A 23,259-nucleotide genomic window follows, 5' to 3' on the forward strand; every position below is an offset into this window, starting at 1 on the left:
GCAAAGTCTCCAAAATCGTTCTAGCTATTGATGGTTGTTAGCTTAATCTATTTAGTCAACTGATTTTATCCCCCAAGCGAGGGTAATGAAAAACCCCTGAACTCTGAGCGAGTGCAGGGGCCTAGTGAACTGCTTTGCGAGGCTTGGGCTGCTGGTGAGCTTAACCCGCCTGAATTTCTGTGCTTCTTAGCTTTTGAGCCAAGAGGTCAAGTACCCCGTTCACGTATTTATGACCATCGGTACCACCGAAGGTCTTAGCAAGCTCTACAGCCTCATTGATGGCTACTTTATATGGAACAGATAAATCGATGGCCAGCTCATACGCACCAATTAATAGGGCGGCATGCTCTACAGGGGAGAGCTCATTGATAGGGCGATCCAGCGCAGGGGTAATGATGCCTTCGAGCTCATCTGTACGCTCTAAAACGCCAGCAAAAATACCTTGGAATAAATCATGTTGGCAACGCCTAAAGCCAGGGTCTTCTGCCAACTGTTTAGCAATGGCTGCAGCATTCGGCAGGCTACCTGCACGACGCATCACTAGGCTTTGATATACACCTTGAAGGGCATACTCACGAGCACGGCGGCGTGGCGTGAGGGAGCGTTTTGGTGCGCTGGCCACAGGGGCTTGTGATGTTGCGGGGGTCTTAGTCATATCAATCATTACTCTTCGCTGGGATTGATTTCAAAATCAATATCGGGTGTGAGGGCTAATGCTAAGTTAGCCATTTCAACAACGGCTTTAGCGCAATCAGCACCTTTAACTTGAACGCGTACTTGCGCTTGCTCATCCGTCTCGCAGGTGAGAACACCATTAGCAATTGGTAGTCCAGACTCAAGGCAAACACGGGTAATGCCAGCCCCAGATTCATTCGATACGAGTTCAAAGTGATAAGTCTCGCCACGGATGATGGCGCCTAGCGCAACCAAGCCATCAAACTCACCTGTTTCAGCCAGCTTTTGAAGTGCGAATGGAATTTCTAATGCACCCGGCACGGTGACTAACTTGATATCAGATTGGAAGACGCCTAACTTGACTAGCTCTTCAATACATGCGGTAGTGAGTGCAACGCAATGCTCTTCATTAAAGCGCGCTTGCACGATACCAATGCGTAGATCTTGACCATTGAGGTCGGTAGCAAGTACGCCTACAGCAGATTCGTCATTGGATGTGTTCATTATATTTTCCGGAATTACTTATTGTTTAGATTCAAGATTGGATTGAAAAGGGGTATAGCCAGTCACTTCAAGCTTATATCCAGATAGGCTTGGGACCGGACTTGGGTTGGCCAGCAAACGCATCTTTCCTACGCCAAGATCTTTAAGGATTTGTGCACCAATGCCGTAAGTGCGGAAATCTGTTTTGCGTGCTTGCGGTGCACTTGGGTTTTCTGACTGTGTGCCGTTGAGTTTATGAAACTGTGCCAACCAATCTGCATCTCCTGGAGCTGCAATACCAGAGGTATTGAGTAAAACAGCGACGCCAGCTGGTGAGGCTGCTAGCTTTTGGAGTGCTTGCGCCAGTGGCCAGGAGTGGGTGCTGACATTAGCGTCCAAGAAATCTAATGCTGTGAGAGGTTCATGTACGCGAACTAATGTTTCTATGCCCTCCGATGGTTTACCGTGAACTAAAGCCAAGTGAATGCAAGAGCTTGGGGTATCGCGATAGACGATGCCTTGGAACTTCCCCCAAGGTGTTGTAAATTCACGTTCACCTTCGCGGACCACAATACTTTCATGTTGGCTGCGATACTGAATGAGGTCAGCGATACTGCCAATTTTTAATTGATGTTCTTTTGCAAACTCTAATAAATCTGGCAAACGTGCCATGCTGCCATCGTCCTTCATGATTTCGCAAATCACGGCGGTAGGTGAGCAACCTGCCATTGCGGCTAAATCACAACCAGCCTCTGTATGACCTGAGCGAATCAATACGCCACCAGGTTGTGCCATCAATGGAAAGATATGACCGGGTTGAACTAGGTCGCTTGGTTTTGCATTAGCTGCAACCGCAGTTTTGATTGTATGGGCGCGGTCAGCAGCTGAAATTCCGGTGGTGACACCGCTGGCTGCTTCAATCGAAACTGTGAAATTGGTTCCCATGGAGGTGCCGTTATCGCGCACCATTAAAGGAAGATTAATTTGTTGGCAACGTTCGCGTGTCAAAGTCAGGCAAATTAATCCACGACCATGCTTAGCCATGAAATTCACCGCCTCAGGGGTGACATGGTCAGCAGCGAGTACTAAATCACCTTCATTCTCACGATCTTCTTCGTCAACCAAGATCACCATCTTGCCAGCTTTCATGTCGGCAACGATTTCTTTAGTGGAGGCAAGGATATTTTGCATAGCCTTCTATTTTAAGCTGAGGAGGGGCTTTTGGCTCCTACCCTGCGCACTGGGCCCAATATCTAGCTTTTCTGACGATCGGCGCCCATTTATTGGCTGGATTCGCTTGATGTGACTTAGGAGAATGGCTAATGCCCAACATTCCCAGCGAATACAGCCATAGATCCACTAAGTCCCAGGGTTTAAAAGGACAAGCCAATGGCTTTGTCTTGTTGGAAGTGCTTGTAGCGATGAGCTTGATAGCAACTAGCTGGATCAGCCTTGGTAATACCTATCAAAAATTACTACTACTTATGGGGCAATTAGGGGCAAGACGATTGCAAATACACCAGGAGTTAGACCAACATGAGATTGCCCAGGCGACAGCAGCAAAAATCGTATCGAAAGAAAGCCTATTGAATGAGTCTACTAGAGTGCCTCGTCGGATTCGCCCTGTGCCTGATCTTGGTAGGGCCTCTATTAAAAAATAGTGGAGAACTGATCGTCAAACAAATTGAGCTGGAGAAATCACAATCACTCGCGCTTGAAGCGGATCGTGCTTTGGAATTAATTAGCCGTTCTATTCGTATGGCTGGATTTCAAAATTTGCCATCTCCATTGGCAAGACAGACACAACAATCGAAACAAGATTTCATTGATATTCAGAAAGGGGTTGGATATCGAGGGTCGGATTCCATCACAGTAAAGCATGAGGTTTCTAAAGGAGTTGATTTCGATTGCATTGGAAATGCTATTACTAAAGAGCGCGCCAAGAGGAATATCTCTCAACAGGGATTCATTGTTGATCGACAAGCAAGTCTCCCTAAGGGTGTGCGAGTAAATGGCGGTTCACTCATTTGCCAGTCACTGGATCGTCAGGGCCGCTTACAAAACACCACTTTAATGAATGGTGTGGAGCGTTTATCGATTGAGCCTATTCAAGTTGGTCATCTGCCTATAAGCCAATCTGGTAAAGGGCCGAAAACATTCAGGGTGAAGCTGGAGATGACTGATGGAGCAAGGATTCAGCGCGTATTTGAGCGTACTTTTTCTACAAGAAACCTTTAGTGATCATTGCTTGGGTCTTATCTCTCTTTATGTTGATCTCCTCCTTGATTCAGATCTTGGAGCGTTCTGTCGTACTTGAACTCATGCGCCTTGACGCCATCACCAGTGCGGGAAAGAAATTGATCGAATCTGAAAAATTACTTTTAGAATGCGAGGAAAAATTGTCAATCATTGGCCCGCTGAATCCCTCTCCTTGCCATATTCAGTCTGTCGGAAAAAATCTCTGGCTAATTTCTAGTCAAGACAAACCCTCAATCGAGATCTTGGTTTTTCTGGATGAAAAAACTAAGCAAGCCACCCGCTTAAATTGGCGCCAAGAATTTGAATGAACGGTGATTTGAATGAATGGTATAAATGATAAAAATCTGAATTACCTCAGAATGGAAAGTGGCGGCAGTTTGCTGGAGCTAATGGCCGTGGTGCTATTGATTGCCATCATGGCGGTCATGTCAATGCCGCTACTACAAAATGGCATGGCCGTTCGACAAATTGATACTATCGCTCGACGTTTTATTGTTCATGCGCAATTTGCACGAGGACAAGCTTTAATGCTGGGCATTCCAACCCAGATTGCTCCTATTACCGACAAGCTTTGGGATGAGGGGTGGGTAGTGAAAAATGCCTGTTCGGAGAAGCGGGCGTCATCAGCCTGTGTCGAGCGCCGTTGGTTTTCTCAAGGGGATATAGCGCCGATTTACTTTAAGGGTGGAGGTAAGCAATTTATTGATCCCCATAGTGGAAAAAGAGGGATTCTGTTTAATGCAGCGGGGGCTGCTAAAACGGGCCAGGGAGGCTTTGTAGCCAATCGTCTGATACTGGGCCATGAGCAAGTTGCCAGTCTTGAGAGGCAACTGATTTTGGGTAGTGGTGGTCGCTGGCGCATTTGTGATCCTGTTCGGGATACCAAAGCCTGTAGATAGTTTGTAGGTAAATTTGCTCCTCTAGCCCGCAATCGGTTTTAATAGACCTATGTACACCGCTGTTGACCACCAATTGATGAGTGAGGCCTTGGCCGAAGCTCAAAAGGCCCTCTATTTATCCAATCCCAATCCGCGGGTGGGTTGCGTGATCGCGAAGGATGGAAAAGTGATTGGTCGGGGTTACACGCAAAAAGTGGGCGGACCTCATGCGGAAGTTCAGGCATTGGCTGATGTGAGGGCGAAGGGAATGGATCCTGCTGGATCAACGATCTACGTCACTCTAGAGCCATGCAGTCATACTGGCAGAACTCCACCTTGTGTTGATGTCTTGATTGAGGCAAATCCGGCTATGGTGATTACAGCCATGTCTGATCCGAATCCATTGGTAGGTGGCCAAGGCTTAGAGCGACTGAAGTCTGCAGGAATTGAAGTGCGCTGTGGTTTGCTAGAGGCGGAAGCCATAGCACTCAATTTGGGATTTATTTCTCGGATGACTCGAGGTTTGCCTTGGGTGCGGATGAAGATTGCTACCAGCTTAGATGGGAAGACCGCACTACCAAATGGGCAGAGTCAGTGGATCACGGGGCCGCTTGCAAGAGCCGACGGACATTACTGGCGTGCTCAAGCCTGCGCCATATTGACTGGTGTAGGTACCGTCAAAGAAGACGACCCCACTCTGAATGTGAGAGATGTTCAAACGGAGCGCCAGCCTTGGAGAATTATTGTGGACTCTAAACTGGAGACACCACTCAATGCCAAGATTCTTGGTCGCTTAGATCAATCCGGAGTGATTCTGGTGTGCGCTTCTTTAGATTCTCCAGATACAAAAGAAAAAGCTGCAGCTTTTGAGACTCTTGGTGTTGAAGTGATTGCTATAGCTAATGCCCATGGCAAAGTAGATTTGCCTAAACTCATTACGTATTTAGCAAAAGAGCGCCACATGAATGAAATCCATGTTGAGGCTGGATTTAAGTTGAATGGATCCTTGCTGAGAGAGGGTTGTGTTGACGAGCTCTTGCTCTACTACGCCCCCTTCTTTATAGGTGATGGTATTGGCATGGCAAACATTTCCCCCTTGGGGGCATTAGATCAACGTCAGGATTGGCAAATCATCGATCAAACCCTATTCGGCTCTGATCTACGTTTACGCCTGAGCAAGCAGTCATAAAAATGAACTAAAAAATAAGCAATAACACCCCAAGAAAAATAGATTAAAAAATCCACTCATTACTACTAAATAAAATCTCACTATGTTTACTGGAATTATTACGGCAGTTGGTCAAATCAAAAGCGCTCAAGCCAGAGGTGATGGCCTGCATTTGGTCGTTGAAGTGCCTTCTGGATATCTTGATGATGTTGCATTGGGTGACAGTATTGCTATTCAGGGTGCCTGCATGACGGCTACTGAATTAACTGATACTACTTTTGCTTTAGACATCTCTCGCGAGTCATTGAGTAAGACGATTGGTCTGGATAAGGTAGGCCCTGTTAATCTTGAAAAAGCGCTACGTCTCAATGATCGTTTGGGCGGTCACTTGGTGAGCGGGCACGTTGATGGAGTGGGTAAGGTGGCGCATTTTGCCACTGTCGCAGGCGATGCCTATGGTTCTTGGCTTCTGCAAATCGAAGCCCCCAAGGCGTTGGCGCCATTCTTAGCTTATAAGGGGTCTATTGTTGTCAATGGTGTTTCACTTACAGTCAATCAAACACAAGACAGCAAAGAGGCTTGCTTAGTCGATATCAATATTATTCCGCATACGCTTGAGAACACCACATTAGGGAAGCTCAAGCAAGGTGAAGTTGTAAATCTCGAGGTGGATTTAATTGCGCGTTATGTAGCGCGGATGCTAGAAAGTCAGCCTAAGTAACTATTTTCTTTTGCCTGCTTCTTTATAAACAGCCGACTGATTTCGCTTGCCAACTGCAATAATCAGAACAATAAGTCTGTGGTCTATAACTTCATAAACTAGCCTGTAGCCAAGTGCTGCTAGTTTTATCTTGTAGAAATTATCTAGGTCACCATGTAACTTGGCTGAAGCAATTCTAGGATTTTGAATTCGTTTCTCAAGCTGCTTTTTGAACTGGCTGCGAACTGAGTTATCTAATTTTTGCCACTCTTTTAAAGCAAGTACATTGAACTCAAGACTATAGGTCTTCAAGTTTTACTTTCACCGTTTTCCCAGTGCTGCGCGCTTTAATGACTTTGATGAGCGAGAGGTCATCCACTAAGTCAAGCAGCGCTTCATATGCTTTTGCTGAAAGTAGATAGGCTTCAGGTTTATTGTGGTTCAGAACAGCCACGGGTAGATCCCCTGCAATTTCTAGAATTTTGCTCGGATTACGCCTAAGATCAGTCATGCTGACTGTAGTTTTGGCATGAATGGTTTGCGTAATTGTCATAATAAAATACCCATAATTTAGTGCATTATTATGTGTATTTTGTAAAAAGTCAAACCCTTTCCCGAGTGGGGGATCGCTCTGGTTTGACTTAGCTTCTACGGTAGCGCGTTGGATCACTTAAGTTAGCTTGCTTAAAGCCTGCTTGCCTTAGTCGACAAGACTCACATTCGCCACAAGCTTCACCTAAATCGTTTGCTTGATAACAAGAAACAGTTTGTGAGTAGTCGACACCTAGGGTGGTGCCCAGTTGAATGATTTCTGCTTTGCTCATGCTGATGATGGGCGCGTGCACCCGAAAGCGATTCTCATTGTTCAGTGCTTCTACGCCAGCTTTGGTGGCCAAGTTGGCCATCGTCTCAAATGAGGCGACATATTCTGGGCGACAGTCTGGGTAGCCTGAGTAGTCAACGGCATTGGCACCATAAAAAATATCCAATCCACCCAATGACTCAGCCCAGCCCAAAGCAAGGGATAGCAAAATCGTATTACGTGCAGGGACATAGGTAACCGGAATTTCAAGATCTTTGCCTGGGGTTGTGGGGATATCGATAGATGAGTCGGTCAGAGCCGAACCCCCAAAGCGCGTGAGGTCTAAATTCACGACCTCATGACGAATAACACCCATTTTCTTGGCAATATGTTTTGCTGCTGCTAGTTCGGATGAGTGGCGTTGACCATAGCCAACAGATAACACATAAGGTGCATATCCGAGATCTTTCGCTAAGGCTAGAATAGTGCTCGAATCTAGACCGCCTGAGAACAAAATCACTGCTGGAGCATCGGGTGTGCGAGGAGCGATATTCTGAAAGGCTGCAGACAGCGATGACATGGTGAAATAATTCTTTGCTTGGCTTATGGAATTACTTCGTTGCAGCGATCAGTTGTTGCGCATCTTTTGCCGCTTCAGTGTCTGGATACTTGCTGATGATCTCGCTAAAGGTTTTCTTGGCAGCTGATTTGTTACCACTTTCCAATTGCGAATTACCGAGTGTCAACATAGCCGATGGAATGCGTGGGTGATTTGGGTAGCGCTTAATCAGGCTCTGCAGTTGCGTAATCGCGCCGGCATAGTCTTTGTTAGCGTATTTGCTGTTACCACTCCAAAAGAGTGCCAGCGGTGCATAAGGGCTAGTAGAGTACTTTTTAGCAAAGACAGAGAACTCGCTATCTGCTTTTTTAAGACTGCCTGCCTGAAAGGTCTTCAATGCATCGTCGTAGGCTTTTTTCTCGCCGGGTTGGACAGTACCGCTCACGCCTTCAATAGTTGCAGTGCGGGGTTCAAAATTACCTAAGCGAGTATCGAGATCTTGATAATAGGTTTTTTGACTGGTGCCAATATCTTGACCTTGTTTCTCAAGCTCCTCCACCTTTCCTCGAAGCTCAGCATTATCAGTTTTTAGTTTATCGATCTGCCCTTGTAATTCAAGCTGTGTTGTTGCTAGGGATTTGCGTAAGTCCAATATGGCTTTTCGTGCATCGTCATCTGCAAAGAGTGCCCAAGCATTGTTGGATATCCCTAGGAAAACAGTGGCGGCACTTAAACAAAACGCTCGTGAGAGCGTTTGTTTAAAAGAGTGTGAAAGCATAGACATTAGTTTGTAATGTAAACAATATCAGCGCGACGATTTTCTGCCCAAGCCGCTTCGCTATCACCTTCAGCTTTTGGCTTCTCTTTACCAAAGCTCACCGCCTCCATTTGGTTCTCAGAAACACCCATTAGATTGAGTGACTTACGTACGGCATCTGAACGGCGTTGACCCAAAGCTAAGTTGTACTCTGCAGTGCCGCGCTCATCGGTATTGCCTTGAATAATGACCTTTTGATTCGGGTTAGCTTTTAAGAAGCTTGCATGTGCGGACAATTGTTTTTGATATTTAGTTTGAACGGTGTATTCATTCAAATCAAAGTACACGCTACGTTGGAAGAGTGGGCTGCTTGGATCATTCCATGGCTGTGAGCCAAAGTTACCGCTACCACCACCATTGGCCCCATCAACATCATCCAATTTGACGCTTGAGCAAGCTGCTAAAAATAAAGCTGTTACCCCGACGAGAGTGAGGGTTGCGGTACGGCGTGCGATAGAAGTCTTCATGATCTGTCCTTTTTCCTACAAACTGAGTAACTAAATAAGCTGATAGCCAATATTATGCCCCTAAGAGCTCAATATTGGCTATTTAGCCGGAAAGATCAGAATTGAATTTACTGAGACTTTAGTCCATAAAAGGACCCCAGGACGGCTGACGTACATCTGATCCTGGAATGCTCAATATCTGCTTAGAATTGCCATCTACTGAAACTGCAGCCAAAACCCGCTTTCCACCCAGCTTTGTGGAATACAGTACATAGCGGCCATTTGCGGCAAAGGATGGGGACTCGTCGCTAGTTCCATCTGTCAGTGCTTGGGTATCGCCTGTTGCTAAATTGAGGATATAAAGGCGGAATGCCCCGCCAATATTGGCAATGTAGGCAAGATACTTACCATCCGGTGAAATGCGCGGTGAAGTTACAAAACCTTGCTTGAAGGTGATGCGTTTAGCACCCTCAACCTGCTCACCTTCGGAGCTCATCCGATAGATTTGTGGATTACCACCACGATCGCTCGTGAAGTAAATATATCGACCATCTGCTGAATACTGTGGTTCGGTATCAATGGTGCGACCACGGGTGAGGCGTTGTAACCCGGTGCCATCCGCATTAATGCCATAGATCTGGGTATTGCCATCTTTGGAAAGTGATACAGCTAATTTCTTGCCATCTGGCGACCAGGCTGGTGCGCTGTTGTTTCCCTTTTGGTTGGATAGCGGAATACGGCGACCAGTAGCGAGTTCGTGGACGTAGATAACGGGCTTGCGATCTTCAAATGATACGTAAGCCACTTTCTTGCCATCGGGGGACCATGACGGAGAGATGATTGGCTCACCGCTATTCATGGCATTGCGAATATTTTGACCATCTGCATCAGAGATCACCAAACGATAGCGTTTACCTTCTTTAATCACGTAGGAAAGGCGGGTTGAGAAAATGCCCCGCTCACCCAATAACTTGAGGATGATGTCATCTGCAATTTTGTGACCTGCAGCACGCAAATTGTCTGCGCTGGAATTAATATTTAAGCCGCCAAGACTTTCGGATTTACGAATATCAAAAAGCTTATAGTGAATCTCAAACTGACCCGCGCCAGTTTGAACTACAGATCCTAGCGCCAAAGCATCTGCACCCCGAGCCGCCCATGATTTGTAGTTAGGTGTACCCTCGTCACTTTCGGTGGCATTGCCGTTTTCAGTATTTTTGAAGTAACCACTGCGTGCCAAATCTTGACGAATGATGTCAGTAATACTAGTAGGTAATTTATTCTCATCTTTGAACCGCATTACGGCTATGGGATAGAGCGACTGACCTACGCCCGTGATTTCAATATTCATTTGCGCTAGCGCAGAGGAGCTCATACCAAACATTGAGATCATCACGGCGAGCACTACTGTAGTAAGTGAAAAAACTTGTTTATAGGTAGTACGCTTAATCAATTTAGCTACTTGCAACATGCTTTAGTCCTTGGGTTTAAAGGTCAGCTTAACTTCTCTTTGGGGAATTTTGCCATTGTCGTCTTTCGGCAGACTTTCTGCGCGAGTGAGCGCAAGTAGCACTGCGCGATCCCAGCCAGCATTTCCACTGGAGCTCACGAGATCTGTACTTAAGATCGCGCCATCGGGTGCGAGATTGACTTTAACGACTGCCGCAGGATTGCCGCTTATTGATTCTGGGTTAAATACGATGAGCGGCTTTACTTTCTTAACTACCTTATCCGTCCAGCCAGGAGGTGCATTGCCGCCAGCGCCTACTCCGCTGCCACTTGTTCCACCACTGCCGCCTTCTGCACCAGCAGCTGCACGCAGGCGCGCTAGCTGATCCGCACGCACTTTTTCAGCTGCGGCATTGGTTTTTGTTTCGGCAGGTGATTTGGATTCCACTTTTTGAGGAGGGTCAACTTTTTTTGGTTTTTCCTTCTCCTTTGGAGGTGGAGGTGCTTGCACTGGTTTGGGAACTTCTTTTTTGGGAGGCTCTTTTACTTTTTCCTTCGGTGGTGGAGGTGGAGGCTGTATAGCCTTAGGAGCTTCTTTTGGTATTTCTTTTCTAGGAGGCTCTTTTTCAACAGGTTTTTTATTGATAGCGATGTCCGCTGCCTCTTCCTTGATCTCTGCCTTTACTTCTGGTACAACAGGTGTTTCAACTTGTTGACTAGCATCCCAGAGCTCAACTTCTACTCCAGATGGAGTGGAGTTATTCCAGTTGATACCAATGACTAAGAATGCAAGTAAACCTAAGTGCGCAGCTAATGAAAAACTAAAAGCACGTTTTGTGCTTTCATTTTTAGTTGGGCGTCCTCGAGAAAAGTTCGAGTGAAAAGTTTGCGCGCTATTCATGTATGCGGAACAAAAAGCCTTATTGACTCTTCACGGCAAGACCAACACGTTTCACGCCATTTTCTTTGAGTTTAGACATGACTTCCATCACGACTTCATATTTAATAGATTTGTCTGCAGCAAGAACAACGGGTTGCTCGGCCGATTTTTCTGCTTGTGATCTTGCAAATGCACCGAGCTCAAATTTATTTAAGGTTTGAACCGGATCACCATCTTTGCGAACGATGATATTTTCATTGGCATCGATTGTTAAAAAGACGGGTGGCAAAGATTGCACTTTTGCCCCACCTACAGTTGGTAAATTGACGACACCAGGATTGACCATTGGTGCAGTCACCATAAAGATGACGAGCAGCACCAACATCACATCAATGTAAGGTACGACATTGATATCGGCCATTGCCCGACGCTTAGAGGATTTTCTGAGTGAGCCAGCCATGCTTATTTGCCTGAAGCTTGGCGTTGCAAGATATTGGTGAACTCTTCGATGAAGGTTTCAAAGCGGATGGCGAGCCGGTCCACATCCGTTGCTGCGCGGTTGTATGCAACTACCGCAGGAATCGCTGCAAATAGACCGATCGCGGTGGCAACGAGCGCTTCAGCAATGCCTGGGGCTACCGCTGCCAAGGTGGCGTTTTGAACGTTGGCTAAACCGCGGAAGGCATGCATGATCCCCCAAACGGTACCAAAAAGGCCAATATAGGGGGATACAGAGCCTACTGAAGCTAGGAATGGTAGGTTGGCTTCCAACATATCCATTTCACGCTGGTAGGTGGCTTTCATGGCTCGGCGTGCGGCGTCAATTTCTCGCACTTTCATGAACTCCTGCATGCCGGCCTCAAAGATATGCTCTAAAACAGCGTCGCTGCGGGTATTGCGCTGAGCAGCATTAAATAAGGTGTTCAGATCTCCGCCGGACCAAAAGTCACGCTCAAAACGCTCGGTGTCTTGCCTTACGCCTCGCAGAATGGCTGTTTTCTTAAAAATGATGGTCCATGAGGCCACAGACATGCTGAGTAATAACAACATTACTAGCTGGACTAATAGGCTGGCATTGAGGACTAGGGAGAGGAATGAGAGGTCTTGTGTAGTGGTCATGGTGGATTTTGTATGATGTAGGTTGATTTTACTAAGTTAATTCACTCAGCAATACAACTTCATCGGGATTATGACCATGTTTGACCGCCAAAACACCTTAGCCAAAACCGACCCAGAATTGTGGGCAGCGATTCAGAATGAGAATAAGCGTCAGGAAGACCATATTGAGCTGATTGCATCTGAGAACTACACCTCCCCAGCAGTCATGCAGGCGCAGGGTTCTCAGTTGACCAATAAGTACGCTGAAGGTTATCCGGGTAAGCGTTATTACGGTGGTTGTGAGTTTGTAGATGTGGCTGAACAGTTGGCGATTGATCGTGTTAAGGCCTTGTTTGGAGCTGAGGCAGCGAATGTGCAGCCGCATTGTGGCGCGTCCGCTAACCAGGCAGTGTTCTTGGCGTTCTTGAAACCAGGTGATACCTTCATGGGGATGAGTTTGGCTGAGGGCGGTCACCTTACTCATGGTATGGCTCTGAATATGAGCGGTAAGTGGTTTAACCCAATTGCTTATGGCTTAGATAAAAATGAAGAGATTGATTACGAGCAGATGGAGCGTTTGGCCCGTGAGCACAAGCCAAAATTGATTATTGCTGGCGCGTCTGCTTACTCTAGAAAGATTGATTTTGAGCGGATTGGTAAATTAGCCAAAGAAGTAGGCGCGATTTTCATGGTGGATATGGCTCACTATGCAGGCTTAGTTGCAGCGGGTGTTTATCCAAACCCAGTACCGCATGCCGACATCGTGACTTCTACTACCCACAAGAGCTTGCGCGGTCCTCGTGGCGGCATTATCTTGATGAAGGTGGAGCACGAGAAAGCAATTAATTCCGCAGTATTTCCAGGTCTACAAGGTGGTCCTTTGATGCACGTGATTGCTGGTAAGGCTGCAGCGTTTAAAGAGGCGCAAGAGCCCAGCTTTATTGATTATCAAAAGCAAGTCGTTGCTAATGCCAAAGCTTTGGCGGAGACGCTAATTTCTCGTGGGCTACGTATTGTTTCTGGCGGCACGGATTCTCATGTGATGTTGGTAGATTTACGTGCCAAGAAAATGACCGGTAAAGAAGCCGAGCGTGTATTAGGCGAAGCGCACATTACTTGTAACAAGAACGGCATTCCAAACGATCCAGAAAAACCAATGGTAACGAGCGGTATTCGTTTGGGCTCACCAGCAATGACTACTCGTGGCTTCAAAGAAGCCGAAGCACGTCAAGTTGGTAATTTCATTGCAGATGTTTTGGATAACCCAAATGATGCTGACAATATCGCTAAGGTTCGTGCGCAAGTAGCTGAGTTGACTAAGCGTTTCCCGGTTTACGGCTAATATCAATAACCGAACAAACCAAAACATAAAGAAGAACTACATTGCGCTGCCCTTTCTGTCATAACGACGATACTCAGGTTCTCGATACTCGGGTATCGGATGAGGGTGACACTATTCGTCGCCGCCGCCGTTGTGCCAAATGCGATAAACGATTTACGACTTATGAGCGTGTAGAGTTGGTATTGCCAGCAATCGTTAAGAAGAACGGTAGCCGTGTTGAATACAGTCATGACAAGTTGGTTAGCTCAGTTAAGCTGGCCTTACGCAAGCGCCCAGTTTCATCTGATTCTGTAGATGAATCGATTGCTCGCATTGAAGAGAAGCTACTCAGCCTAGGCGAAAAAGAAATACCAAGTGAGCGCGTTGGTGAGCTGGTGATGCGTGAACTTAAGCGTCTAGACAAGGTGGCCTACATTCGTTTCGCCTCTGTCTACAGAAGCTTTGCAGATATTGAATCTTTTGAGAGTGCACTCAAAGAGTTGAAATAAGAAAACCTTAAATACTCAGCCAATTAAATAAATCAGAGAAATAAAAAAGGACTGCATATGCAGTCCTTTTTACATTCGCAAGTTGCGAAGTTTTTGTTTACTTCAATTCTGCAAAGATTGAAGCAGTAATGTCATCAACGTTTCCAGTGCCGCTCACTTTGCGATAGGCGGGTGCCTTTACTTTGTCAGCGGGGTTGCTTTGAGTAGCCCAAGTGGAGTAATACTCCACCAATGGACGAGTCTGATCGTTGTATACCTGCAAGCGCTTGCGAACAGTTTCTTCTTTGTCATCATCACGCTGAATTAAGTCTTCACCAGTCACATCATCTTTGCCTTCAACCTTTGGTGGGTTGAATGTGATGTGATAAGTGCGACCTGAAGCTGGGTGTACGCGACGACCGCTCATGCGAGTAATGATGGCGTCAAATGGCACGTCAATCTCTAGCACGTAGTCGATAGGCACGCCCGCATCTTTCATGGCTTGCGCTTGAGGAATGGTTCTTGGAAAACCATCAAACAAATAACCCTTACTGCAGTCAGGCTGAGTTAAGCGATCTTTTACTAAGCCAATGATGATGTCGTCAGAAACGAGGCCACCGGCATCCATAATTTTTTTAGCGGCAATACCAAGTTCTGTTCCAGCCTTAACAGCCGCGCGCAACATATCGCCTGTCGAGATTTGTGGAATGGCAAATTTTTCGCAAATGAACTGAGCTTGAGTTCCTTTGCCAGCACCTGGTGCACCGAGCAGAATCAACCGCATTGTTTTCCCCTTAGAAGACCCTCATTGTCCCGTATTTTTTCGGGATCCTTTGTAACTAATTCCTAGGATTATCCCCGAGAACCCTGAGATAACCAGATTCTGGGCTAGTTCGCCAAGATGCGGCGGATCCGCTCGAGGTCTTCAGCTGTATCAACCCCTGCTGGCGGGGCTTCGCTGGCAGTATGGACGGCAATTCGATAGCCATTCCAGAGGGCGCGGAGCTGTTCTAGAGCTTCAGCTTGTTCTGGTGGTGCTGGTTCAAGGCGGGTGTAAGCCTGTAAAAAGTCTGCCCGATAGGCATAAATGCCCAAATGACGTAAATGTGTGACGCATTGCGTGGATTCTGGATCCCGCACAAACGGAATGGTGGCTCTAGAGAAGTAAAGCGCCTCATTGGAGCGATTAAGAACCACCTTAACAATATTGGGGTTCATGATTTCCGCTTCATCTGTAATGGGTACGGCAACAGTTGAAATCGCGCAGGCGGCATTGTCAGCCAAAGTTTGAGCAACTTGATTGATCAGCTCTGGCGGAATCAAGGGTTCATCACCTTGGACATTGACGACTAAGGTATCAGCTGGAAGCTTTAATAGTTGTGCCACTTCTGCTATGCGGTCTGTACCAGTGGGGTGGTCTGGGCTGGTTAATAAACACTCGATCCTATACTCATCACATGCTGCTTGAATTTCTGGTGAATCAGTTGCAACCACAACGCTTTGCGCATTGGATTGCTGCGCACGCTCGGCTACACGAATCACCATTGGCTTGCCACCAATATCAGCGAGTGGTTTGCGAGGTAGGCGAGAAGATCCCAGTCTTGCAGGAATCACCACTAAAAATTCGGGAGGCTTAATGCTCATGAATTAGATTTAACCTGATCAATAGTTAATTGATTTCATCAGCAGAAAGACTGCGGGCTTCATCGACAATCATGACTGGAATATCATTGCGAATGGGGTAAGCCAGGCGATCAACCTTGCAAATGAGTTCGTGTTTTTCGGCATCCAAATGCAAAGTGCTTTTGCATAAAGGGCACACTAAAATTTCGAGTAAGCGCTTGTCCATATGTAATCTTTGCTCTTTTTATAAAGTGTATCGATTTGGATCGGGTCTTTGCAAAATAGACTGCAACCAATCTGCTAATGCATTTGGGATCTTCAGGTTCATTGGAACAACCCAAATACGTTCGTCCTGTATTGAGGTGCATTTTACGGCATCCTTCTCCGTAATCAGGATGCATTTCGCGTTGATGGAGTTAAAAAACTCTGGGGTGTAGCTAGCGTGATCGGCTAAGCCAATACATTTTCCAGTGATACCTTGTTTCATTAAATCATCAAAAAAGCGTTGGGGGTTACCAATGGCTGCGACAGCGGTGATCTCATTGGAAAGATATGCATCTGCAATAGCTTCTAGAGATTGTGTGTTACCAGGGGAATTTAGTTGATAGGGCACGCCTAGTTGGCTAGAGAGTGTAAATGCGCGGCGGCCTAAAAAGTACTCATCCACTGGAGTTGCAGTTGTATTTGCGCCTGTCATCAATGTGGCATCTCGCTCTCGGAAAGCAGGCTCACGCAAAGGTCCAGCAGGCAGTAAAAAGCCATTGCCTTCACCGCGTTGATCACGCACTACAAATTCAATATCACGACCCCCTTCGCGAGCAGGCCACCGAACCAAGTTGCGATGTTGCAAACCATCATCACTGATGATGACGTTCACCGAGGGACTGCTTCTTAAGAGCGAGCGAATACTTCTTGTTCGTTTTGGATGAACCCAAATCGGGAACTGATTGTCTGTGCGCTTTGCAATTAATACGGGTTCATCACCAACTTCCGCAGGATTGGAATCGCTACTCACTTGCTGTGGGGTGCTTGATGCCGGAGCGCCATAACCTCTGCTGATAATTCCGGGTTTCCACCCCATGCTTGCGAGTCGTTCTGCTAGTGCAATGACGATGGGAGTTTTACCTGTGCCTCCTACGCGAATATTACCGACGATGATGATGGGCACAGCTTGCGGCTTATTTTTTCCTAAGTTCAGATCATTGACTAAATCCAAAGCTTGATTGATCCAACCGTACACCTTTGATAAAGGCCAGAGGATGAGGCTGGTTGTCCCACGCCTTTCCCAAAACCGGGGGGCCTTATTAAAGAAAGAAGTTTTTTTTGGTGATGACATTAAAGGCGATTTGTTTTGCTCAAGATTTCTAATGTGCTGAATTTATTTCTTCGTAGTTTGACTGCTAAACACAATATTAGATAGATTGGCGTCACGTGCAGCTTCAAGTGCGCTCATGACTGCCTGGTGAGGAGCTTTAGCATCTGCATCGATATTGACCTGGATGTCATTGTCTTTGTTTAGTGCATTGAGGCTATTACTGAGTTGGCTGCGGTCAGTTACCTTGCCGTTAATAGCAAAGAGCCCATCACGACTAACTGCGATATGAATTTGTTTCAGCTCTACTTGACTCGCTGCACCATTGGCAGTGGGTAGGGTAATTGCGAGTTCTTGATAGCGCGTGAAGGTCGTGGAGATCATCAGAAATATCAGCACTACTAAAAGCACATCAATAAAAGGAATGAGATTGATTTCGGGCTCTACAGAGGATGAGCGAACCCCTAATGAAAATTGGCCTCGGTGCCGAAGCTTATTTTCTAGCCAACTCATTTTTTATCCGTAGAGTGTGGATAAAGTTTTTTAAATAATTGGCGGGTAAATTCTTCACACTCATGTTGGCGTTGATTTGCCATTGCCCGCAGGCCACGCCATGCAGCTAAAGCAGGAATCGCAATCAATAATCCAAATGCCGTGTTGTAGAGAGCAATAGAGATGCCATGAGCTAGTTGTTGGGGGCTACCCACACCCTGACTACCAAAAATTTCAATCATGCCGACAACGGTGCCAAATAAACCCAGCAGGGGTGCGACTGTCGCGATGGTGGCTAGCGCGCCTAAATAGCGATCAAGTTTTAGCCAGGTTGATTGAGCGCTTGCCTGTAACTCTTCTAAAGCCGAGTCTGCAGTGCTGCCAGAGGCCTTTTCACGCAGAATGCAGGCAAAAAGTGAGCCTACCGGAGAGAGTTGGCCAATAGAGCTAATTTCAGCTTCAGAAACCGTTTTTTGCTGGGAAATGGCATTTGCCACTCCAAATGTGGATTCAAGACTATCTTTGGGGAAAATATGAATTCGGCGTAAATACCAAGCCCGCTCGAGGATGATGGCCAGTCCGATAACCGAGATAATGAGTAGGGGCCAAATAGGCCAGCCAGCAGACAGTAAGATTGAGTACATAAGCTCAGTACTTTAGCTGAATTAAAAATGGGTTTTGACTAAGCGATCCTGTGGATAACTCTGTGCAAAACTTTTTAGGAAGACTCGTGTAAGTCCTTGATTTATGGTGAATAAGGGTAGTTTATGCTTGAATGTAGGTAAATAGACCTTAAAAATTACCTATATAAATCAATGACTTAAATTATTAATGTTGGATTTATGAGACGTTTTGGGTCAGTAATTACTTACTTATAAGAGTTAAACCTAGAGTGTATGGGTTTCTGTGGATATTTATTGCCTGCTAGCCCTGATACCTGTGTAGAAAAAGAGAAAAAATGTCCGATATATCAAGAGAAATTCTGAGTGTTGGCGATCTAAACCGCGTTATTGCTAGCTCTTTAGAGGAGCGCTTTGATGCTGTATGGGTTAGCGGGGAGATTTCGAATTTCAAGGCCTATGACAGTGGACATTGGTATTTTTCTCTCAAGGATGAAGAGGGGCAGATTCGCTGTGTGATGTTCCGTGGTCGTAATGGGCAAGTCGGATTTATGCCTCAATCTGGGGATTTAGTGGAAGTTGCTGCCAATGTGGGCTTCTATGTTCCTCGTGGTGACATTCAGCTCACGGTGCAAAGCATGCGTCGTGCAGGCATAGGCGGCCTTTATGAAGCTTTTTTGAAGCTCAAGGCCAAGCTCGCCAAGGCGGGCTTATTTGATGCTGAGAATAAACGTCCCATACCAACTCATCCGAGAGCGATTGGCATCGTTACCTCGCCACAGGCGGCAGCCCTAAAAGATGTCCTAAGCACTTTAGCTAGAAGAGCTCCCCATATTCCAATTGTGATTTACCCGACACTCGTACAAGGACCTGATGCGCCAGCTGGAATTATTGCCGCACTCAAAAATGCTGAAAAAGAAAATGCTGTTGATGTCATTTTGCTGGTGAGGGGTGGTGGCAGTATTGAAGATCTTTGGGCATTTAATGATGAGCAGCTGGCTTACGCTATTTCGCAGTCATCTATCCCAATAGTGAGCGGAGTTGGACATGAAACCGATGTCACGATTGCTGACTTTGTTGCAGACTTACGTGCACCCACTCCAACGGGTGCAGCAGAATTGGCGGCACCAAGACGGGATCAAATGTTGCAAGAGCTAGATGCGATCATGCAGGCATTACTGCAAAGGGTGAGTCAGCGAGTAGAGCGTGAAGCACAAACTTTAGATCAATTGGCTTTGCGCCTTAGTCATGCCTTGCCCAACCCTGACCGCATGCGCGAGCAAATCAGCGGATGGCAAATACGACTCAACCAAGCATGGCTGGTGAGAGTTGAAAATTGGAAACGTGATCAAAGCCATTTCCAATCCCAGCTTGAAATGCTGAACCCGCAAAGAACTTTGGAGCGTGGGTATGCAGTCATCTTGAGTAAGAAAGAGCAGGCAATGCATGCAGTAAGAAGCCCCAATGAACTCAACACGGAAAGCCTATTTGAAGTACGTCTGGCGGAGGGGCGGGTAGAGGTGGAGTTTTCGAAGCTTGTGCCGCAGAAGTAAAGCTAGAGAATATTTGGCTCAATCTCGAGTTGTACGCCGAATTTATCCAATACTTCATCTTGAATATTTTTTGCCAGGTTGAGGATATCGGACGATGTCCCGTCACCATGATTCACTAGAACTAGTGCTTGTTTTTCATAAACACCTACAGGGCCGACACGTTTGCCTTTAAAGCCGCATTGATCAATCAGCCATCCGGCCGCCAACTTACGTTTGCCATTGCTATCTGTGTAAGAAACCAGATCCGGAAATTGCTTAATCAGTTGCTCACATTGTTCAGCACTGACAATCGGGTTTTGGAAAAAACTCCCAGCATTGCCAATGACCTTAGGGTCTGGCAATTTCTTGGACCGGATAGCGCAAACCGCAGCAAAAATTTGCTTTGCACTTGGACTGGAGTTTGGCTCAGAAAACTGTTTTGCTAGATCGACATACTGCAATCGTGCCTGCCAAAATTTGGGGATTTTAAAAACGACCTTTGTCACGATAAATCGATTGGGATTTTGCTTGAAGTAGCTATCGCGATAGGCAAACTGGCATGCCTCTTGCGGGAGAGTGACAAAGCCATGGGCCGCACAATCAAATGCCTCGATGCTGTCGATATACTCCCCGACTTCAACGCCGTATGCGCCAATGTTTTGAATCGGTGCTGCGCCAACTGTTCCCGGAATTAAGGCAAGGTTTTCCAGGCCTGGCAAGTTTTTCTCCAGAGTCCAGGAAACAAATTCATGCCAATTAACGCCAGCGCCTACTGAGAGCCAGGTATTGCTGTCATCCGATTTAATAAGCTCTTGGCCGAGAATATTAATGAGTAGTGTTGCTCCAGGCAAAGACTCAGGAAGAATCACATTGCTTCCGCCGCCTAGTACACGCCAACCAAGTTTTTTATCCACAAGCTCTTTCATGAGGGCTGGTAGTTGATCCGCGGATGTGATCTCGTACGCCAATTCAGCTGTGGAATCTAGGCCAAAGCTATTCCGATGCTTGAGCCCCAGATTGGGGGTCAATTTTGCTGGATTGGGCGCATTTTTCGCGGAGTTCATGCCACAATCTTATTCGTGTTCGAGTTTCTGTTCGTAATTTATGGAAAAACTTGAAAAGTAACAATGCAATGATTGAATTTGCAGAATTGATTACCCAGATTATTTAAGGAGTTTGAGATGCCCTCATTTGACGTAGTGTGTGAGCCTGACATGATTGAGTTGAAAAACGCAATCGAGCAATCTAATAAAGAAATTACCAATCGTTTTGATTTCAAAGGCTCCGATAGCCGGGTGGAGCAAAAGGATGAGACTTTGATCTTGTTTGGGGATGACGACTTTAAGTTGGGTCAAGTTCGTGATGTTCTCTACGGCAAGATGGCTAAACGTAATGTGGACGTTCGTTATCTCAAAGACGACAAAAAAGAGACTATTGGTAGTGATAAGCGCAAGCAAACCATGAAGATCCAAAAAGGGATTACTTCGGAGTTGGCTAAAAAAGTAGTGCGCATTATCAAAGACAGCAAGATCAAAGTGCAGGCGAGTATTCAGGGTGATGCAGTGCGTGTAACAGGCACTAAGCGCGATGACTTACAAGAAACAATGGCTATGCTCAAGAAGGAAGTCAGCGAGGCTCCATTAGGCTTTAATAACTTCCGTGACTAATGTAGTTGTGCCAGCAATCCACCCGGCAAGCCAAGAGGCCATTGAGCGCTTCTGTGATGCTTGTTGGTTGGAGGATGGCTTGGCGCAAAATAGTTTGTCTGCTTATCGCCGAGATCTATTGCTCTTGGCGCAGTGGCTTTTTAAAGAATCAGGTGCTGATCTCTACAGTGTGTCGGAAAAAGATCTCACTGCTTACATTGCGCATCGACGCGCAGATAAAGCAACCACTGCTAATCGTCGACTGACGGTATTCAAGCGCTTTTATCGTCATGCTCTGCGCATGAATTTGGTAAAAAGCGACCCCTGCATTGGTTTACGTGCTGCTAAGCAGGCACTACGTTTCCCTAAAACTTTGAGTGAAGATCAGGTTACTGCTTTGCTGAATGCTCCCGATGTGGAAACTTCACTTGGATTGCGTGATCGCACTATGCTGGAGCTGATGTATGCCAGCGGCTTGCGTGTCTCAGAAATCGTTTCTTTAAAGACAGTTGCTCTAGGATTAAATGAAGGTGTAATTCGGGTGGTGAACGGTAAGGGTGGCAAAGAGCGTTTAGTGCCTTTTGGTGGGGAGGCGGGGCAGTGGTTGCGTAGCTATTTAGCTGATGCCAGAAATCCATTACTTGAGGGTAAGTCTTCGGACGCGGTATTTGTGGGGCGCCATACGGGCACTGGTTTAACTCGTCAGGCTTTCTGGGCGCTGATTAAGCGTTACGCCGCGATTGCCAACATCCCCGTAGCTTTATCGCCCCATACATTGCGCCATGCTTTTGCTACCCATTTACTCAACCATGGGGCAGATTTACGGGTGGTACAACTCCTTTTAGGCCATGCCGATATCTCTACTACACAGATCTATACCCACGTTGCTAGAGAGCGTCTGAAGTCGATCCATCAGCAGCACCATCCTAGAGGCGCATAAAGCGTGCCAATCCAAGCAATCATCAAGAATGTAATAAGTGTATAAGATATCCCCATGAATTTAACTTTAGATCTTTTGCTGATCCCGATTGCCTACCTGATTGGTTCCATCTCTTTTGCGGTAGTTGTGAGTAAGTGCATGCGTTTGCCTGATCCCCATTCCTATGGTTCTGGTAATCCAGGCGCTACCAATGTTCTCAGAACTGGTAACAAGCTGGCAGCCGTGCTCACTTTGATTGGTGATGCCTTAAAGGGCTATCTTGCCGTCATGTTGGCGAGAGTATTGCTCGGCGATGAATCTTTTACTTCAACACTCAACTCTTGGTTGTTATGTGGCGTGGTGATTGCTGTGTTCTTGGGGCATCTATTTCCGATCTTCCATGGTTTTAAGGGGGGGAAGGGTGTTGCTACTGCCTGCGGCATTTTGTTTGGTATTAATTGGATTTTGGGCTTGGCAACTTTAAGTACCTGGATGATTGTGGCGATGTTTATGCGCTACTCATCATTAGCTGCTTTAGCGGCTGCGGTCTTTGGCCCGATCTATTTTGTATTTTTGTTTGGCTTTCAGCCGATGGGTATTGCGCTGTTGGTAGTTTGTCTTCTATTGATCTGGCGTCATCGCAGCAACATTCATAATCTCATTAGTGGCAAAGAAAGCCGTATTGGCTCGAAGAAAAAAGGACAGTCATGACTATTTCTTATTGGTGTGTGCTGTTCATGGGATTGTTTCCCTATGTAGCAGCTGGTATTGCTAAGAAGGGTTTTGAGGGTTATGACAATGGCATGCCCAGACAATGGCTGGCCAAGCAGACAGGATTTCGTGCGCGTGCTAATGCAGCGCAAGCAAATCTTTTTGAATCTATCCCATTCTTTTTTGCCGCCGTGATCATTGCATCTATAGCCAATGCACCGCAAAATAGAATTGATTTGCTAGCAATCGGATTTGTTTTAGCACGCATTGCTTACCTAGTTTGCTATGTAGCAGATTGGCCAACAACTCGCTCTATCGTTTGGCTTGTTGGCTTAGCTTGCGTAGTAGCAATCTTCTTTCAGATTTAAAAGAACAAAAACT

Annotated in this window: 32 protein-coding genes; 13 read left to right on the forward strand and 19 right to left on the reverse strand. The window is 46.3% G+C overall.

Annotation, left to right across the window (positions count from 1 at the left end):
* Positions 1-160 precede the first annotated feature (160 nt).
* The 3 genes from nusB to ribBA are packed head-to-tail and all read right to left on the reverse strand — an operon-like array spanning position 161 to position 2,349.
* Complete coding sequence (gene nusB / locus FD975_RS01400) at positions 161-655, reverse strand: transcription antitermination factor NusB (RefSeq protein WP_215302505.1); 495 nt, start codon at positions 653-655, stop codon at positions 161-163.
* 8 nt (positions 656-663) lie between these two features.
* Positions 664-1,179: a 6,7-dimethyl-8-ribityllumazine synthase gene (gene ribH, locus FD975_RS01405; protein WP_215302506.1), complete on the reverse strand. Its 516-nt coding sequence runs from the start codon at positions 1,177-1,179 to the stop codon at positions 664-666.
* 18 nt (positions 1,180-1,197) lie between these two features.
* On the reverse strand, positions 1,198-2,349 hold the full coding sequence (ribBA, locus tag FD975_RS01410) for a bifunctional 3,4-dihydroxy-2-butanone-4-phosphate synthase/GTP cyclohydrolase II (protein WP_215302507.1): 1,152 nt from the start codon (positions 2,347-2,349) through the stop codon (positions 1,198-1,200).
* A 131-nt stretch (positions 2,350-2,480) separates the two neighbouring features.
* Here ribBA and FD975_RS01415 point away from each other — a divergent pair, with 131 nt between their 5' ends.
* From FD975_RS01415 to FD975_RS01440, 6 genes are all read left to right on the forward strand, one after another.
* Positions 2,481-2,819: a prepilin-type N-terminal cleavage/methylation domain-containing protein gene (locus tag FD975_RS01415; RefSeq protein ID WP_215302508.1), complete on the forward strand. Its 339-nt coding sequence runs from the start codon at positions 2,481-2,483 to the stop codon at positions 2,817-2,819.
* Complete coding sequence (locus tag FD975_RS01420; RefSeq protein WP_215302509.1) at positions 2,749-3,396, forward strand: hypothetical protein; 648 nt, start codon at positions 2,749-2,751, stop codon at positions 3,394-3,396. Before FD975_RS01415 ends, FD975_RS01420 begins: the two co-directional genes overlap by 71 nt.
* Positions 3,396-3,725: a hypothetical protein gene (locus FD975_RS01425; protein WP_215302510.1), complete on the forward strand. Its 330-nt coding sequence runs from the start codon at positions 3,396-3,398 to the stop codon at positions 3,723-3,725. The genes FD975_RS01420 and FD975_RS01425 overlap by 1 nt, the downstream gene beginning before the upstream one ends.
* Positions 3,726-3,737: 12 nt before the next feature.
* Positions 3,738-4,316 (forward strand): Tfp pilus assembly protein FimT/FimU, encoded by a 579-nt coding sequence (locus FD975_RS01430; protein ID WP_251371318.1) that lies wholly within the window; start codon positions 3,738-3,740, stop codon positions 4,314-4,316.
* Positions 4,317-4,365: 49 nt separating this feature from the next.
* Entirely contained in the window at positions 4,366-5,484 is a 1,119-nt protein-coding gene (gene ribD, locus FD975_RS01435; protein ID WP_215302511.1) for a bifunctional diaminohydroxyphosphoribosylaminopyrimidine deaminase/5-amino-6-(5-phosphoribosylamino)uracil reductase RibD, read from the forward strand.
* 82 nt (positions 5,485-5,566) lie between these two features.
* A complete protein-coding gene (locus FD975_RS01440; RefSeq protein ID WP_215302512.1) occupies positions 5,567-6,184 on the forward strand; it encodes a riboflavin synthase in 618 nt (205 codons plus the stop codon).
* On the opposite strand, the gene FD975_RS01445 is transcribed toward FD975_RS01440, so the two are convergent.
* From FD975_RS01445 to tolQ, 9 genes are all read right to left on the reverse strand, one after another.
* Positions 6,185-6,475 (reverse strand): type II toxin-antitoxin system RelE/ParE family toxin, encoded by a 291-nt coding sequence (locus FD975_RS01445; RefSeq protein WP_215302513.1) that lies wholly within the window; start codon positions 6,473-6,475, stop codon positions 6,185-6,187.
* Positions 6,462-6,716: a type II toxin-antitoxin system prevent-host-death family antitoxin gene (locus FD975_RS01450; protein ID WP_215302514.1), complete on the reverse strand. Its 255-nt coding sequence runs from the start codon at positions 6,714-6,716 to the stop codon at positions 6,462-6,464. The genes FD975_RS01445 and FD975_RS01450 overlap by 14 nt, the downstream gene beginning before the upstream one ends.
* Positions 6,717-6,804: 88 nt before the next feature.
* Entirely contained in the window at positions 6,805-7,545 is a 741-nt protein-coding gene (gene queC, locus FD975_RS01455; RefSeq protein WP_215302515.1) for a 7-cyano-7-deazaguanine synthase QueC, read from the reverse strand.
* A gap of 31 nt (positions 7,546-7,576) precedes the next feature.
* Entirely contained in the window at positions 7,577-8,308 is a 732-nt protein-coding gene (ybgF, locus tag FD975_RS01460; protein WP_215302516.1) for a tol-pal system protein YbgF, read from the reverse strand.
* Positions 8,308-8,808, reverse strand: a complete 501-nt coding sequence (gene pal, locus FD975_RS01465) for a peptidoglycan-associated lipoprotein Pal (RefSeq protein WP_215302517.1) — start codon at positions 8,806-8,808, stop codon at positions 8,308-8,310. Before pal ends, ybgF begins: the two co-directional genes overlap by 1 nt.
* Positions 8,809-8,926: 118 nt before the next feature.
* Positions 8,927-10,180, reverse strand: a complete 1,254-nt coding sequence (gene tolB, locus FD975_RS01470; RefSeq protein WP_251371437.1) for a Tol-Pal system beta propeller repeat protein TolB — start codon at positions 10,178-10,180, stop codon at positions 8,927-8,929.
* Positions 10,181-10,261: 81 nt separating this feature from the next.
* Entirely contained in the window at positions 10,262-11,137 is an 876-nt protein-coding gene (locus FD975_RS01475) for an energy transducer TonB (RefSeq protein ID WP_215302519.1), read from the reverse strand.
* A 19-nt stretch (positions 11,138-11,156) separates the two neighbouring features.
* Complete coding sequence (gene tolR, locus FD975_RS01480) at positions 11,157-11,576, reverse strand: protein TolR (RefSeq protein WP_215302520.1); 420 nt, start codon at positions 11,574-11,576, stop codon at positions 11,157-11,159.
* A gap of 2 nt (positions 11,577-11,578) precedes the next feature.
* Positions 11,579-12,235, reverse strand: coding sequence for a protein TolQ (gene tolQ / locus FD975_RS01485; RefSeq protein WP_215302521.1), 657 nt, complete (start codon positions 12,233-12,235; stop codon positions 11,579-11,581).
* A gap of 76 nt (positions 12,236-12,311) precedes the next feature.
* On the opposite strand from tolQ, the gene glyA reads away from it, so the two are divergent.
* Positions 12,312-13,556 (forward strand): serine hydroxymethyltransferase, encoded by a 1,245-nt coding sequence (gene glyA, locus FD975_RS01490; RefSeq protein WP_215302522.1) that lies wholly within the window; start codon positions 12,312-12,314, stop codon positions 13,554-13,556.
* A 41-nt stretch (positions 13,557-13,597) separates the two neighbouring features.
* Positions 13,598-14,044 (forward strand): transcriptional regulator NrdR, encoded by a 447-nt coding sequence (gene nrdR, locus FD975_RS01495; RefSeq protein WP_015420459.1) that lies wholly within the window; start codon positions 13,598-13,600, stop codon positions 14,042-14,044.
* A 97-nt stretch (positions 14,045-14,141) separates the two neighbouring features.
* On the opposite strand, the gene adk is transcribed toward nrdR, so the two are convergent.
* The 6 genes from adk to FD975_RS01525 all read right to left on the reverse strand — a co-directional run bounded on the left by adk (position 14,142) and on the right by FD975_RS01525 (position 18,094).
* A complete protein-coding gene (gene adk / locus FD975_RS01500; RefSeq protein ID WP_215302523.1) occupies positions 14,142-14,807 on the reverse strand; it encodes an adenylate kinase in 666 nt (221 codons plus the stop codon).
* Between the two features lie 104 nt (positions 14,808-14,911).
* Positions 14,912-15,667, reverse strand: a complete 756-nt coding sequence (gene kdsB / locus FD975_RS01505; protein WP_215302524.1) for a 3-deoxy-manno-octulosonate cytidylyltransferase — start codon at positions 15,665-15,667, stop codon at positions 14,912-14,914.
* Positions 15,668-15,692: 25 nt separating this feature from the next.
* On the reverse strand, positions 15,693-15,872 hold the full coding sequence (locus FD975_RS01510) for a Trm112 family protein (RefSeq protein ID WP_215302525.1): 180 nt from the start codon (positions 15,870-15,872) through the stop codon (positions 15,693-15,695).
* An 18-nt stretch (positions 15,873-15,890) separates the two neighbouring features.
* On the reverse strand, positions 15,891-16,982 hold the full coding sequence (lpxK, locus tag FD975_RS01515) for a tetraacyldisaccharide 4'-kinase (protein WP_215302526.1): 1,092 nt from the start codon (positions 16,980-16,982) through the stop codon (positions 15,891-15,893).
* Between the two features lie 42 nt (positions 16,983-17,024).
* Complete coding sequence (locus FD975_RS01520) at positions 17,025-17,471, reverse strand: biopolymer transporter ExbD (protein WP_215302527.1); 447 nt, start codon at positions 17,469-17,471, stop codon at positions 17,025-17,027.
* Positions 17,468-18,094: a MotA/TolQ/ExbB proton channel family protein gene (locus tag FD975_RS01525; RefSeq protein WP_215302528.1), complete on the reverse strand. Its 627-nt coding sequence runs from the start codon at positions 18,092-18,094 to the stop codon at positions 17,468-17,470. Before FD975_RS01525 ends, FD975_RS01520 begins: the two co-directional genes overlap by 4 nt.
* A gap of 314 nt (positions 18,095-18,408) precedes the next feature.
* Here FD975_RS01525 and xseA point away from each other — a divergent pair, with 314 nt between their 5' ends.
* A complete protein-coding gene (gene xseA, locus FD975_RS01530; protein WP_215302529.1) occupies positions 18,409-19,623 on the forward strand; it encodes an exodeoxyribonuclease VII large subunit in 1,215 nt (404 codons plus the stop codon).
* 2 nt (positions 19,624-19,625) lie between these two features.
* On the opposite strand, the gene murB is transcribed toward xseA, so the two are convergent.
* The gene (gene murB, locus FD975_RS01535; protein WP_215302530.1) at positions 19,626-20,666 is read right to left on the reverse strand and encodes a UDP-N-acetylmuramate dehydrogenase; all 1,041 of its coding nucleotides are present in this window, start codon (positions 20,664-20,666) and stop codon (positions 19,626-19,628) included.
* A gap of 117 nt (positions 20,667-20,783) precedes the next feature.
* On the opposite strand from murB, the gene FD975_RS01540 reads away from it, so the two are divergent.
* From FD975_RS01540 to FD975_RS01555, 4 genes are read left to right on the forward strand one after another with little or no spacing between them, the layout of a single operon-like run.
* Positions 20,784-21,269, forward strand: coding sequence for a YajQ family cyclic di-GMP-binding protein (locus FD975_RS01540; protein ID WP_046329570.1), 486 nt, complete (start codon positions 20,784-20,786; stop codon positions 21,267-21,269).
* Complete coding sequence (gene xerD / locus FD975_RS01545) at positions 21,253-22,188, forward strand: site-specific tyrosine recombinase XerD (RefSeq protein ID WP_371743399.1); 936 nt, start codon at positions 21,253-21,255, stop codon at positions 22,186-22,188. The genes FD975_RS01540 and xerD overlap by 17 nt, the downstream gene beginning before the upstream one ends.
* Positions 22,189-22,242: 54 nt before the next feature.
* A complete protein-coding gene (gene plsY, locus FD975_RS01550; RefSeq protein ID WP_215302532.1) occupies positions 22,243-22,878 on the forward strand; it encodes a glycerol-3-phosphate 1-O-acyltransferase PlsY in 636 nt (211 codons plus the stop codon).
* Positions 22,875-23,246: an MAPEG family protein gene (locus tag FD975_RS01555; protein WP_215302533.1), complete on the forward strand. Its 372-nt coding sequence runs from the start codon at positions 22,875-22,877 to the stop codon at positions 23,244-23,246. Before plsY ends, FD975_RS01555 begins: the two co-directional genes overlap by 4 nt.
* Positions 23,247-23,259 lie beyond the last annotated feature (13 nt).

It is taken from the genome of Polynucleobacter sp. AP-Jannik-300A-C4, from assembly GCF_018688335.1.
Lineage (GTDB): Bacteria > Pseudomonadota > Gammaproteobacteria > Burkholderiales > Burkholderiaceae > Polynucleobacter.